The organism is Companilactobacillus keshanensis (assembly GCF_003946205.1).
In the GTDB taxonomy this organism is placed as follows: Bacteria; Bacillota; Bacilli; order Lactobacillales; family Lactobacillaceae; genus Companilactobacillus; species Companilactobacillus keshanensis.
Genome location: NZ_RHOS01000002.1, coordinates 141305 through 153765 on the forward strand (window position 1 = coordinate 141305; position 12461 = coordinate 153765).

General features: G+C 36.1%; 13 protein-coding genes and 1 other annotated feature. Of the genes, 7 read left to right on the forward strand and 6 right to left on the reverse strand.

Annotated elements, in window-relative coordinates; translation table 11 throughout:
- Window positions 1–45: 45 nt before the first annotated feature.
- From EKM64_RS01995 to EKM64_RS02005, 3 genes are read right to left on the reverse strand one after another with little or no spacing between them, the layout of a single operon-like run.
- Complete coding sequence (locus tag EKM64_RS01995) at window positions 46–975, reverse strand: DUF4097 family beta strand repeat-containing protein (protein ID WP_125675050.1); 930 nt, start codon at window positions 973–975, stop codon at window positions 46–48.
- Entirely contained in the window at window positions 975–1631 is a 657-nt protein-coding gene (locus EKM64_RS02000) for a DUF1700 domain-containing protein (protein ID WP_125675052.1), read from the reverse strand. Before EKM64_RS02000 ends, EKM64_RS01995 begins: the two co-directional genes overlap by 1 nt.
- A complete protein-coding gene (locus EKM64_RS02005; protein ID WP_125675054.1) occupies window positions 1621–1938 on the reverse strand; it encodes a PadR family transcriptional regulator in 318 nt (105 codons plus the stop codon). Before EKM64_RS02005 ends, EKM64_RS02000 begins: the two co-directional genes overlap by 11 nt.
- A 150-nt stretch (window positions 1939–2088) precedes the next feature.
- Window positions 2089–2311 (forward strand) — a binding site (T-box leader).
- A gap of 145 nt (window positions 2312–2456) precedes the next feature.
- Here EKM64_RS02005 and EKM64_RS02010 point away from each other — a divergent pair.
- The 4 genes from EKM64_RS02010 (at window position 2457) to arsB (ending at window position 6280) form a co-directional block, all read left to right on the forward strand.
- Window positions 2457–3107, forward strand: a complete 651-nt coding sequence (locus EKM64_RS02010; RefSeq protein WP_125675056.1) for an amino acid ABC transporter permease — start codon at window positions 2457–2459, stop codon at window positions 3105–3107.
- Between the two features lie 18 nt (window positions 3108–3125).
- Complete coding sequence (locus tag EKM64_RS02015) at window positions 3126–3764, forward strand: amino acid ABC transporter ATP-binding protein (RefSeq protein ID WP_125675058.1); 639 nt, start codon at window positions 3126–3128, stop codon at window positions 3762–3764.
- Between the two features lie 19 nt (window positions 3765–3783).
- Window positions 3784–4644: an amino acid ABC transporter substrate-binding protein gene (locus EKM64_RS02020; protein WP_125675060.1), complete on the forward strand. Its 861-nt coding sequence runs from the start codon at window positions 3784–3786 to the stop codon at window positions 4642–4644.
- Between the two features lie 595 nt (window positions 4645–5239).
- The gene (gene arsB, locus EKM64_RS02025) at window positions 5240–6280 is read left to right on the forward strand and encodes an ACR3 family arsenite efflux transporter (protein WP_125675062.1); all 1041 of its coding nucleotides are present in this window, start codon (window positions 5240–5242) and stop codon (window positions 6278–6280) included.
- Between the two features lie 54 nt (window positions 6281–6334).
- Here arsB and EKM64_RS02030 read toward each other — a convergent pair whose 3' ends face one another.
- Together EKM64_RS02030 and EKM64_RS02035 are read right to left on the reverse strand one after the other, a co-directional pair.
- Window positions 6335–6691: a hypothetical protein gene (locus EKM64_RS02030; protein ID WP_125675064.1), complete on the reverse strand. Its 357-nt coding sequence runs from the start codon at window positions 6689–6691 to the stop codon at window positions 6335–6337.
- Between the two features lie 95 nt (window positions 6692–6786).
- Entirely contained in the window at window positions 6787–7140 is a 354-nt protein-coding gene (locus tag EKM64_RS02035) for a hypothetical protein (protein ID WP_125675066.1), read from the reverse strand.
- A gap of 448 nt (window positions 7141–7588) precedes the next feature.
- Between EKM64_RS02035 and EKM64_RS02040 the strand changes: the two genes are divergently transcribed.
- The 3 genes from EKM64_RS02040 (at window position 7589) to EKM64_RS02050 (ending at window position 11454) form a co-directional block, all read left to right on the forward strand.
- On the forward strand, window positions 7589–8062 hold the full coding sequence (locus EKM64_RS02040) for a nucleoside 2-deoxyribosyltransferase (RefSeq protein WP_125675068.1): 474 nt from the start codon (window positions 7589–7591) through the stop codon (window positions 8060–8062).
- Between the two features lie 10 nt (window positions 8063–8072).
- A complete protein-coding gene (locus tag EKM64_RS02045; protein WP_125675070.1) occupies window positions 8073–8627 on the forward strand; it encodes a TetR/AcrR family transcriptional regulator in 555 nt (184 codons plus the stop codon).
- A 130-nt stretch (window positions 8628–8757) separates the two neighbouring features.
- Complete coding sequence (locus EKM64_RS02050) at window positions 8758–11454, forward strand: efflux RND transporter permease subunit (RefSeq protein WP_125675072.1); 2697 nt, start codon at window positions 8758–8760, stop codon at window positions 11452–11454.
- An 88-nt stretch (window positions 11455–11542) separates the two neighbouring features.
- Here the strand turns inward: EKM64_RS02050 and EKM64_RS02055 are convergent, their stop codons facing one another.
- A complete protein-coding gene (locus EKM64_RS02055; RefSeq protein ID WP_125675074.1) occupies window positions 11543–12427 on the reverse strand; it encodes an aldo/keto reductase in 885 nt (294 codons plus the stop codon).
- Window positions 12428–12461 lie beyond the last annotated feature (34 nt).

The following is a 12461-nucleotide window of genomic DNA, read 5'->3' on the forward strand; positions in this document are numbered from 1 at the left end:
CTCACAATAACGCCATTATATCAAAACTTATCTTATGACACTAATTTACTGAACATGGATCGTACCATCAGTGGCGTTGACTTTTAATAAATTCTCAGAATTTGGGTTGGATTGATAAGTTCCGTCTTTTCTTTCACCGAAGTAATCAATAACTTTAGCATTCAAATCGACACCATCCATCTTACCTGATTCAGTCTTCAAAGTACTCTCATCAGTCAATGTATAGTCATTTGTTCCCTTGATATCATCGTAATGAAGATGAACATGTCCGTCATCCATATGAACTGATCCACCATTTAACGTTGAGTTAGCGACTTTTAATTTAGAGTCACTCATATTAAATTTATAATTATTTAAAGTAGAATTTTTGATATCAACGATCGTATCATTATCGGCGACAAAATTTAAATTATTAATAGTCGAGTCCTTAATTTGAATGTATCCATAATCAAGGAAGAACTTGCTATCATTTTTTTCAGTAACCGTCACATTATCGAGATAAATTGCAGCATCGCTATTCCAATGCTTATCAGACTTAGTTAACTTATCGATTTTTAAGTTCCTTAACCTGACATTACCATCGGCCAAGTCGAAATGCATTTTCTTCAGACTTGCCTTTTTAGGAACCGTTATAACGACGTTTTCGCCTCTTCCGTTCCAATCAACGGCCGCTCTTCTCTTATGACCTGTCACAACTAAAGTATCATTTTTAACTTCATATGTTGGTGCTTGTAATTTATCACCCACTACATGAATTGAATAGTTGCTACCTTTTTGAACTCTGACTTCAACATTTTTACCTTTTACTTTAACTTTAGAAAATTTCTTTAAACTAGTGGTTTCGTTAACTTTTTCAGAAATCTTAAATCCATGATCCCAGGCGACCATTTTCATACCGCCGCCCAAAAATCCGCCGACACAGAGGATGGCTCCTAAAACTAATAGATAGAAACCAGTTACAAAATACTTACGCATTATTTATTTTCCCCCTTCATTGGTGTATTGCGTCCATAAAGTAATTTCTTCCCTAACCATCTAAAGAAGATAACTACAAGATCAAAGATCCAACGGACAACCGCTATAACGATTGGAATAATGAAGAAATTGATCCCCAGGATCATCAATCCGGCTCCGATATAAAAGACCGAGGTCGCAATTGATTCAAAGATCACTGATATACCAATAAAAATGGCTCCAATTCCAATGAGCACGGACAACGCCAATAAGAACAAGAATAAAAGTACAAAGAATATTCCTAAACTAAAGAATAAAACTAATCCAAGTACCAAGACAATTGCGGCAGGAATGGCAATCGGTGAGGCCATTAAAGCCAAAATAATCAAACCGATCATACCAAGATTTTTTTTAAAACGTTCGTTGTCACTAATACGTCCGTTATCCACATGTTGATAATTATCTTCAGACATCTTGATTGAATAATCAGCTAGTACTTTTCTAGCTAATTTCTTCGGTAAACCAAGTTCATTTATAATTGCATCAGTTGTGACCAAATTTGCATCAATTAAATACTCACGATAAAATTCCAAAACATCGTTTCGTTCTGATTCGCTTAGTGGATGTAAATAAACTTTTAATTCATCAATATATTCATTTACAGCTTTATTCTCCATCTTTATCCTCCAAAATTTTGTCCGTAGCTTCCTTTAAATCTGACCAATCATTTTTGATCGAAGCTAATTGTGATTCACCTAATGCGGTTATTTTATAGTATCGACGATTTCTGCCCTCATAGGCCTGATCATAGGTTTCTAACCAGCCTTCTTTTTTTAGACGGCGAAGGATCGGATACATTGTTGATTCTGAAATTGGAAATACCTTTTGAACTTCTTTGGTTATCATATAACCGTAGTAGTCCTCTCTTGTGAGCAAAGCTAAGACACTTCCCTCCAGAATCTCGGTCGAGGCTTGAATTGCCATATTATCTCACCTTTCTATAATACTATACGTCGTATAATATTGATTAGTTACTAATATAGTATATTCTTATAATACTGTCAATCGAATATATAATAATATTCTTGACTTTCGATTTAGAAGGACGTACGATAGTTTCAACATTTAAACAGTACAAAAACGATGACAGAAGAGTAATTGCTTTATTTGGTCCAGAGAGTCGACGGTGGTGGGAGTCGATCCGGTAAGTGATGAAACACATCTGTAAGTTAAATGACTGAACCCTAGTAGGTTATTTCGGTAGCGCCGTTATCGCTGAAGTTATTGTAACTTCGTGAGCTTGATATCGTGAGATATTAAGAAGCCAGAGGTGGTACCGCGTTAAATCGCCCTCTTAGTCATACGACTAAGAGGGCTTTTTGTTTACAATAACTTCCTGAGGTTAATGCTGTGAAGCACTAACAAATTGAGGTGGAACCACGTCGCGACGTCCTCTAGCATTTTGCTGGAGGACTTTTTTTGTACAGTCAGGGGGAAAAAACATGCACTATATTTTAGAAATACTACCATCACTACTAAGTGGTACGGTTATGACATTAAAAATTTTCTTTTGGACTTTGGTTTGTTCATTACCATTGGGTGTCTTAGTATCATTAGGACGAAGTTCAAGGTTTAAACCATTGAGTTGGTTGGTTTCATTTTATATCTGGGTCATGCGTGGAACACCATTATTACTACAATTGATCTTCGTATTTTATGGCTTACCAAACATGCCCTTCTTCCATATCGTATTTGAAAGATATGACGCCGCATTATTTGCCTTCATATTAAATTACACAGCTTACTTCGCCGAAATTTTTCGTGGTGGATTTGGTGCTATTAGTAAAGGACAATTTGAGGGAGCTAAAGTTCTTGGTTTAAATTACTGGCAAACTATCAGAAGGATCATCGTACCGCAAGTTTTAAAAATCGTCCTACCATCAATTGGTAACGAAGTTATCAACTTGGTTAAGGATTCATCATTAGTATACGTAATTGGATTAGGTGATCTTCTTCGAGCTGGGAATATTGCCAGTTCTCGTGACGTTACACTTGTTCCATTGCTATTAGTCGGCGTTATCTATCTATTATTAACGCTCGTCTGTACTTGGGTTTTACGTATTTTAGAGAAACACTTCAGCTACTATCGTTAGGATTTGGGAGGAATTTTTATGCTAAAGCTAGAAAATATTACAAAAGGTTTTGAAGGAACCACTATTTTAAATAACTTAAATCTTGAAGTTAAGGACAATGCAATTCTTAGTGTCGTCGGACCTTCAGGTGCTGGTAAAACTACCTTACTTCGTTGCATTGCCGGGCTTGAAAAAGTTGATTCAGGTAAATTCATGCTTAATGGAGAATCATTTGACCCAACTGATGAATCTGCCAAAGAACGTATTGTCGGCGTAGTCTTCCAAGATTTTAATCTTTTCCCTCATCTGACAGTTCTTCAAAATGTCGCTTTAGCACCAGAAATGGTTCTAAAAAAAGATAAAAAAACTTCCATAAAAGCAGCTAAAGATCTACTAGCCCAATTGGAGTTATCTAGTCACGCTGACCAATATCCTTTTGAGTTATCCGGCGGTCAAAAACAGCGTGTTGCTATTGCCCGTGCTTTAGCAATGCAACCAAAAATTCTCTGTTATGACGAACCTACATCAGCACTTGATCCAAGTTTGCGTGATGCGGTAGCCCAGTTGATCCTTGATTTAAAGAAAACCGGAATAACGCAAATAGTTGTTACCCATGATCCTGAATTCGCTAAAAAGATTGCCGACCAATTACTCGAAGTTAAACCTATTAACAAATAACTATCAGGGGGATTAAATTATGAAAAAGAAAATATTTGCAATGATTGCCCTCTTGGCTTGCTTCGTAACCATTTTGAGCGGTTGTCAAAGCAGCACTAGTTCAAAATCAGTTGCCCAACAAGCCAACACCGTTGACACATGGTCAACTATCAAAAAACGTGGCCGCGTAATCATTGGTTTAGATGATACCTTTGTTCCAATGGGGTTCCGCCAAAAGAATGGTAACTTGGTCGGTTATGATATCGACCTTGCTAAAGCAGTTTTCAAACAATACGGTATCAAGGCCGACTTTCAACCGATCGATTGGAATATGAAAGAAACAGAATTACGTAATCGTACAATCGACCTCATCTGGAACGGTTATACGATCACACCTGCACGTCAAAAACAATTAGCCTTCTCACGTCCCTATATGGCTAATCGTCAAATCTTAGTCACAAAAAAGGACCAAAACATCAATAGTTTTGCCGGTATGAAAAATAAAACTTTAGGAGTCCAAACCAGTTCATCTGGTGCCAGTTTGTTGGATGAACACCCTAAGATGCTAAAAGATTACATCAAAAATCAATCACCTGTTATGTATGATTCTTTCAACAATGCTTTGATGGATCTAGACGCTAACAGAATTCAAGGTCTCTTGATCGATAGTGTTTATGCTGGATATTATATCAAGCACGAAAAAGATCCTGATTCATATCAAATGACAACTGGTGGCTTCGATGGTGAAGACTTTGCCGTGGGTATGAGAAAAGGTGACAAAACTATGAAGAGAAAAATTGACACTGCTTTTCAGAAGTTGGCTAATGATGGTCAACTGCAAAAAATAAACGAGAAGTGGTTTGGTACTAATGACAATTCGTTAGTTAAGCCTGAAAAATAGAACGTTAGGTGTCGCTTTAGACTTTGAGTAATTCCACCTGTTACGCGACCGATTCGAGGCAAGGTCTCTCATCTCGATTTTGAGCTTTGCTTTGCAAATCTCAGAATCGTCGGTGAAGTACGAACGGAAAACCACCGTTCTACTCCACTTGCGCAACTGGTTACATTACTCAAAATCTCCAGATTTTATCGAATTGATATATATATAATAGTAAATAAAAGAGGAAACTAAATTACTTGGATTTTCTCTTTTTATTTTGTTCCGTAATCTAAAAAATTTGAATCCACTATATACATCACTAATCCAATTAAGCCCACGATAGTGAGGGTGGTGGTCAGCAGTGAAAATTCCGTTACGTCGGCGGCTTTCCGTCGTTACGGAATCGACGATTTCGAGATTTGCGTCAGCAAAGCTCAAAATCGAGTTCTCCGACCTTGGCGGAGAACGGTCGCACAACAGACCAGCCACACTCACTACCGTGGGCGATAATCTCTCACCACCCCCAAAAGAGTTTTTGATTTCACAATTCATTTAAGTTATCATGAAAATGGTTACATAGATATTTATCTATGTATATGGATTGGGGGGATTTATTTTGGAAAAAACTAGTCAGAAACTATCTATTTTTGATCGTTATATGACTTGGTGGATTATTTTAGCAATGATAATTGGTGTTGCTGTCGGCTTCTTCTGGCCTAATACAGCTAACGTTATTAACAGCATGTCAGTTGGTACGACTTCAATTCCGATCGCGATTGGATTGATCTTGATGATGTATCCACCACTAACTAAAGTTAAATATGAAGAGATGGGACATGTCTTCAAGGATTGGAAAACACTTCTAATTTCATTATTCCAAAACTGGGTCGTTGGTCCAATTGTCATGTTTGCTTTAGCGGTTATCTTTTTACACAATTATCCAGCCTACATGACTGGACTTATTATGATTGGCCTAGCAAGATGTATTGCCATGGTTATCGTCTGGAGTGAACTCGCTCAAGCAGATGGTGAATATACTGCTGGATTAGTTGCTTTTAACGCTATTTTTCAAATTATTTTCTATTCTTTCTTTGCCTACCTGTTTATTACAATAATTCCTGGCTGGCTTGGATTACAGACACACACTGTCAGTGTTCCTATGGCATCAATTGCCAAAAGTGTAGCTATTTATCTAGGAATACCTTTCTTAGCAGGTATCGGTTCTCATTATTTATTGATCCATTTTAAGGGTAAGAATTGGTTTGAGAATGTCTACGTTCCAAAAATCAGTCGAATAACCTTCTGGGCTCTGATTTTTACTATCATCGTTATGTTCTCTGTTAAAGGTGAAAAAGTCGTTGAGTTACCTTTAGATGTTGTCAGAATTGCTGTTCCTCTACTATTATATTTCTTGATCATGTTCTTTATTTCATTTGGCATGGCTCATCATCGTGGTACCAGTTATCCAATTGCTGCATCCCTTTCATTAACTGCAGCAAGTAACAACTTTGAGTTAGCAATTGCCGTAGCTGTCAGCGTCTTTGGTATCAGTTCTGGTGAAGCTTTCACTGCTGTTATTGGACCTCTGGTTGAAGTTCCAGTATTACTTAGTTTGGTAAACGTTGCTTTGAAGTATCGCAATCGTTTTAAAAAATAATTGTAAAAAAAGAACTCTCGATTTGCTTTTGGGCAAGTTGAGAGTTCTTTGAATTTAAGCATTTATTAGTTCGTAACTTGGTACGTATTCAGAATTTACCCATTCATTTGTTGATACTCGATAATACCATCCACCATCTGTGGCTCTTTTCTGTATATCAGATCTCCAAGGAGTATCATTCTGTAAAGCTCGATTTGTTACCGGCGAAACACTATTATCTGCATTAAATGAAACCATTGGTACAAAGTTTCCTTGAGTAACAATATCAGCAACATGAACAACGCCCAATACGTATACCGTTGAACCTGGTTCCTCATAGTCAGCGTTAACAGTGGTAGCAGAACTCATTACTGCTGGAGTACCTAAAGATACTAATAATAATACTGATAGAATCATTTTTCTAAATTTCATTTCATATTTCCCCTAATCTCGTAATTTTAATCTTCTAACCCTTTTATAGTTACAATATGTCAAATCATAATTAGTAAGTTCAGATCAAAGAATTATTAATTATCAAGAAAAAGTATTTTGTCGTCGTTAACATATCTATATGCTACCCATTCATTTGTCGACACACGGTAATATGTATCATTTCCATAAAATACCATTTTGTCTACTTGCCAAGGAGTATCATTTTGTAAAGCCCTGTTTGTTACTGGTTGTGCCACATCATTTTCATCGAACCAAACCATTGGTACATATGAACCCTGCTCATTGTATACTCCCATTGTTCCAGTCACTATACCAGGAATAGTATTCAGCTTACTTACATCTGCATTAACTGTTGTCGCATTAGTTACAAATGGAGCCACAGAAAAGAACAATAATAAAGCCGTTAATCCAATTTTACCTAGTTTCATAATTTTTATTTCCCCCTATTTTATCATTATAATGAATTCAGTATAGCAGAATAATTCGGAGATTTTATCCTTATTACACAAATAATTCTATAAAATAAAAAACTAGTAGAGATAACTTCTCCACTAGTTTTATTTATAATTTTAAAAAGATATTCTAAAATATTAATAGAATGAAGGCCATTATGATTCCAAATAATGCTAAGTAACTTACATTGCGTCTATTTTTTTTAAGATCTTTTCTACTTTCCATGCTCGTCATCCTCCGTGCTATGTTCTTTATACCATCTAAATTTGAACTTTTAAAGAATTTTCAACCTATTACAAGAAAAAATAATATCAGGTTTAAAAATATTTATAATATTGAGAAAATAGCAGCTGTTTAAAGGAAATTAGAAGGATTTTTTAAACTCTTCCAGTATAATAAATACATATCAAAAAGGAGAGTTCTATGAACAAAAAAAATCGTATCTATTTAGCCGGACCTTTTTTCGATGAACAACAGGTAAAACGACTCGATGAAATTCAAGCACTGTTAGAGCAAAATGAAACTATCGGTGATATATTCCGCCCCGCTAGTGCTGAATACACTGATGCAAAAGTTGGCTCCTTTGAATGGCAATCAGCTGTTTTCAAACATGACATCAACAATATCAACGTTTCCGATGTTGTAGTGGCAATGTTAGACTATAAGATAGAAGGAAATGAACCAGAACCTGATTCAGGAACGGTCTGGGAATGTGGTTATGCCTTTGCGAATAATATTCCTGTCGTCGCCGTTAGAAATGTTTCCGACCTACCGTTAAACCTTATGTTAGCTGGAAGTTTAACAGCCTTCTTTAACGGCTCAGATAGTGTACAAAAATTAAAAGATTATGATTTTAATCAATTAATGACTCGTTATGAAGATGTAAAAGTATTTTAGGGGGAAAAGTATGTCACAGGTAACACAACGAACAAAGAAAAACATTATCGATGCTATGATCTCTTTATTAGAGAAAAAATCTTTTGAAAAGATCACTGTCGCCGATATTTGTACGGAGGCCATGATCAATCACAGTACCTTCTACCGTTACTTCACTGACAAATTCGTTTTATTGCGATCCGTCTTTGCCTACCTATTAGATGATTTGATAAGCAACACTGGTAATGCTGAAACGATCGTTGCCCAAATTGCCGACTTCATTGAAACCAATAATAACTTCATGCGCCATATATCACCGCAATATCAAACTAAGGCCAATCTCTATCCAGAGTTTCGCAGTATTCTAAAAGATTTGGTTGAAAATAAATACAAAGAACCTGAGAGTCAAGATGATCCTCTTATTCAGACAATAGTTCATTCAGATACACCCGAGTTAATGATCAGTTTCATTGTTGGTGGACTAGTTGGACTTGTTGAATACCTTGAAGATCATGATTTTCAGGTCCCCATGAAAGAGTTCACCGTCTTTGCCGAGAGCTTCTTTAGAAAATTGGCTAAATTATAGAAATTTTTTTGGTACAGAATCGTCACTTTGTCTCATTTTGAGACTAGTGGCTTTTTTTGTTTCTTAATTTTTTTCTCCGAATAGCTATAATCGTCATTATGAGGAAAACTCTGAAAGGGATGAGATTATTATGGAGAAATTTTTCAATACACTCAGCAATAGTGTTCACAAGCACGCCAAAATGTGGATCACTATTGTTGCAGCTATTACCGTAATTCTTGCCATAGGTTTGCCTAGAATTGAAATGAAATTCAGTAATGACGTTTTCGTTAATTCCAATTCTAAACCTTATAAAGATACGCAAACTTATCAAAAGAACTTCGGTGGTGATGCTGTTTATGTCATGGTAAGTGGCAAGCAGGATCAGATACTATCACAAAAAAATATGAAGAAGCTAAATACGCTGGACAAGAAGATCAGCAAGTTGGATAACGTTCGTGGAACTACTAATGTAGTAGCTTTAATGAATGATGAATTATCACAATTAGCTGATAATCCAACTCAAGCTTCTAATATGAAGGGATTAAATCTTACTTTAACTCCTAAGATTCAAAAGGATGTTATGAACTCATTATCTGATAAGCAAAAAGCTGCTTTGATGACTAAGATTCAAGGTTCATTAACAACCGAGCAAACAGCTCAGGTTACACAATTTGTACCAACAATTTTAACAGATACTCAAAAAGCTCAAGTCGCTGCTGCACAGCAACAAGCTACTGCTAAAATTGCTCAATTACCCGCAGCACAACAACAAGCTGCTGCTGCACAAGTTCAAGCATCTGCACAAACTCAACTTATGGGAATGTTGACAGCTACTCAGACTAAACAAGTTCAAGCTTATACAATGACGATCTTAAATGATCAACAAAAACAAGCGCTTGAACAAAGTATCTTACCAATGATCCCTAAGGTGCAAAACATGTCTAATGCACTCTTAAGAGACATTCTTCTTAGTGATAACGGTAAAGTTCCATCTGCCATTTCGCAATTATTACCTAAGAACGCTAAACATACTGTATTAATGGTTAACACTAAGAACACAACTGACATGGACGCTAACGTTAAATTAATGAAAGACGTTCATAAGGCTGTTAAAGATACTAACTTTAAAGGCAACGTTAAAGTCAGAACAGCAGGTACTCCTGTAGTTATCGGACAAGTTAAGAATGTTGTTATCCAAAACATGGCCGTTATGGTTGTTATTGCCGTAATTATCATGTTGATCATCTTGGCCTTGATCTTCCCTGTTAGAAGAAGATTATCACCATTGCTATTTGTTCTAATTGGTTTGATCTGGACATTTGGCTTGATGGGTTGGTTCAATCTTCCTATCACACTTGCTACAATGGCCACTCTACCAATTATTATTGGACTTGGTACTGACTTTGGGGTTCAGTTCCAAAATCGTTATGAAGACGAGTATCGCAGTTCTGAAGATTCAGAAGGTTCAATCAAACTTTCCATTACTAAGATGGGACCTGCCGTCGGAATTGCCTTAGTAGTTATGATGTTTAGTTTTCTAACTATGTTCTTCTCTAAAGCTCCAATGATGAAACAATTCGGTGTAACCTTGGCACTTGGTGTTCTATGTGTCTACATCGTTGAGTTCTTCATGATGTTTAGTACTTTCACACTCTTAGATGGTTCAGAAAAAGCTCATGCTAAATTTGTGGCTAAGAATAAGATAAGAAAAGAAAAACACAAAAACGGCACAACTCGTTTATCCGGCTGGTTGGCTAACTATGCCAAATTTGTTACTAAACATGCTGCATGGGTATTTATCATTGCCCTAGTTCTTGGTGGCTTCGGATTCTTCGTTGAAAGAAATATCGGTACTGAAACAGATATTTTGAAGATGATCCCTCAAGACATGTCAGAATTACAAAATACAAAATATCTACAAAAACAAGTTGGTTCAACTGTTTATATCAACTACCTAGTCAAAGGCGATGACGTTCGTGATAAATCTACTATGAAACGTATCGACAAGATGGGTAAGAAAGAAAATAATAAGTATAAGGATATTACTGGTGTAACCAGTCTTTCTTCAACTTATAAACAATTAGGTGGTTCTCTAGATTCTAGTCAATCAACTATGAACACTGGGATCAAAAATATCCCTGATTCACTCAAAAAGACGGTTATTAGCAATAATGAACAATATGCAACAATTCAATTTAAGGTCAATCAACATCTTTCATCTAAAGATCAACAAAACTTAATGGATAAAATTACTAAAGACATTGGTGGTAATCACAATGGCCTGAAGATTTCTCCTGCTGGTCCACAAGTTATGATGTTGATCGGTGTAAGTAATGTAACTTCAAACCATAATTTGATCATGTTTGCTGGTTTGATCATTATCTTCATCGTCTTACTATTGGTTTACCATGAGTTCAGATTGGCTGTTTATCCAGTGCTTCCTATCTTGGTAGTACTTGGACTTTCACCACTAACTCTATGGTTAATGCATACAACATATAACCCAGTTACAATTGCGCTTAGTTCATTAGTTCTAGGTATTGGTACCGAATTTACGATCCTTATCCTAGAGAGATATCGTGAGGAGCGACTCAATAAGGTCACGCGCAGACAGGCTATTATTGATGCTGTTTCCCATGTTGGACAAGCTATCACTGTTTCAGGACTAACTGTTATGGGTGGTTTCTCAGCCATCATGTTCTCAAGTTTCCCAGTTCTTAGATCATTTGGTCTAATTACCGTACTTGATACCGGTTATTCACTGATCAGTGCTTTGACAGTCTTACCTGCCATTATCTACTTGTTCAGAAAACGTGCTGATAAGAAAGAAAAATCTACCAAATAAATGGTAGTTAAATAGGGATGTGCAAATTGCACATCCCTATTTTTTATACACATAATCTTTTTAAGTTTTAACTACAATAAATTTTTCATCACTTATTCCGTCTAACGCCATCTAGCGCATGAACATCAAATGATGATAATAGCATTTCTTGAACACCTGAAGCATCCGGATCATGCATTCCTTTATTCTTATCTAGTGATTTGATTTGTGACATTTCATCATTGGTTAATTCGAAGTCAAAAATATCCAAATTGCTCTTGATTCGACTGGAATGAACTGACTTGGGAAAGACAATAACACCATCTTGATTTTCAAAGCGCAGGATGATTTGCCCAACATCTTTGTTATACTTTTCAGACAATTTAGTAATTACCGGATCATTTAATAATTTTTGATCCCCTTGGCCTAGTGGTGCCCAGGCCTCCATCTTAACGTTATTTTTATCTAATATTTCTCGTAATGTTCTTTGTTGGAAATAAGGATTAAACTCAACCTGATTTACAGAAGGCATAGTTGAGAATTGTGGCACAAAATTATCCCAAATTTTAGGAGTCATATTTGATACACCAATTGACCGGATTTTACCTTCCTTTTTGGCTTCCTCCATAGCACGCCAAGCACCAGGAACATCACCATATGGTTGATGTATTAAGTATAAATCAATATAATCCAAGTTTAGTTTCTTCAATGACACATCAATGGCCTTTTTTGCAGAGTCATAGCCAAAATCTTGTAACCAAAGCTTACTTGTTATCCATATTTGGTCGCGGGAAATTCCGCTATCATTAACAGCATTACCTACTTCAGCTTCATTAAAGTAGGCAACTGCTGTATCAATATGACGATAGCCAAACTCTAATGCCTGTTTAACCGCCTTATATGTGGAACCATCATTAGGAATTTGAAAAGTTCCAAACCCAATAGTTGGTATTTCGTTTCCATCGTTTAATTTAATTGTAGGAATATTACTCATTATTTTTTACCACCTTTTGTTTGCTAAAGTTACT

Excerpts from the sequence above, each read along its gene's own strand:
- EKM64_RS02055 (WP_125675074.1), bottom strand. The coding sequence starts at position 12,427 with ATGAGTAATATTCCTACAATTAAATTAAACGATGGAAACGAAATACCA.
- EKM64_RS02035 (WP_125675066.1), bottom strand. The coding sequence starts at position 7,140 with ATGAAACTAGGTAAAATTGGATTAACGGCTTTATTATTGTTCTTTTCT.
- EKM64_RS02045 (WP_125675070.1), top strand. The coding sequence starts at position 8,073 with ATGTCACAGGTAACACAACGAACAAAGAAAAACATTATCGATGCTATG.
- EKM64_RS02000 (WP_125675052.1), bottom strand. The coding sequence starts at position 1,631 with ATGGAGAATAAAGCTGTAAATGAATATATTGATGAATTAAAAGTTTAT.
- EKM64_RS02020 (WP_125675060.1), top strand. The coding sequence starts at position 3,784 with ATGAAAAAGAAAATATTTGCAATGATTGCCCTCTTGGCTTGCTTCGTA.
- EKM64_RS02030 (WP_125675064.1), bottom strand. The coding sequence starts at position 6,691 with ATGAAATTTAGAAAAATGATTCTATCAGTATTATTATTAGTATCTTTA.
- EKM64_RS02005 (WP_125675054.1), bottom strand. The coding sequence starts at position 1,938 with ATGGCAATTCAAGCCTCGACCGAGATTCTGGAGGGAAGTGTCTTAGCT.
- EKM64_RS02010 (WP_125675056.1), top strand. The coding sequence starts at position 2,457 with ATGCACTATATTTTAGAAATACTACCATCACTACTAAGTGGTACGGTT.
- EKM64_RS02050 (WP_125675072.1), top strand. The coding sequence starts at position 8,758 with ATGGAGAAATTTTTCAATACACTCAGCAATAGTGTTCACAAGCACGCC.
- EKM64_RS02015 (WP_125675058.1), top strand. The coding sequence starts at position 3,126 with ATGCTAAAGCTAGAAAATATTACAAAAGGTTTTGAAGGAACCACTATT.
- EKM64_RS01995 (WP_125675050.1), bottom strand. The coding sequence starts at position 975 with ATGCGTAAGTATTTTGTAACTGGTTTCTATCTATTAGTTTTAGGAGCC.
- EKM64_RS02040 (WP_125675068.1), top strand. The coding sequence starts at position 7,589 with ATGAACAAAAAAAATCGTATCTATTTAGCCGGACCTTTTTTCGATGAA.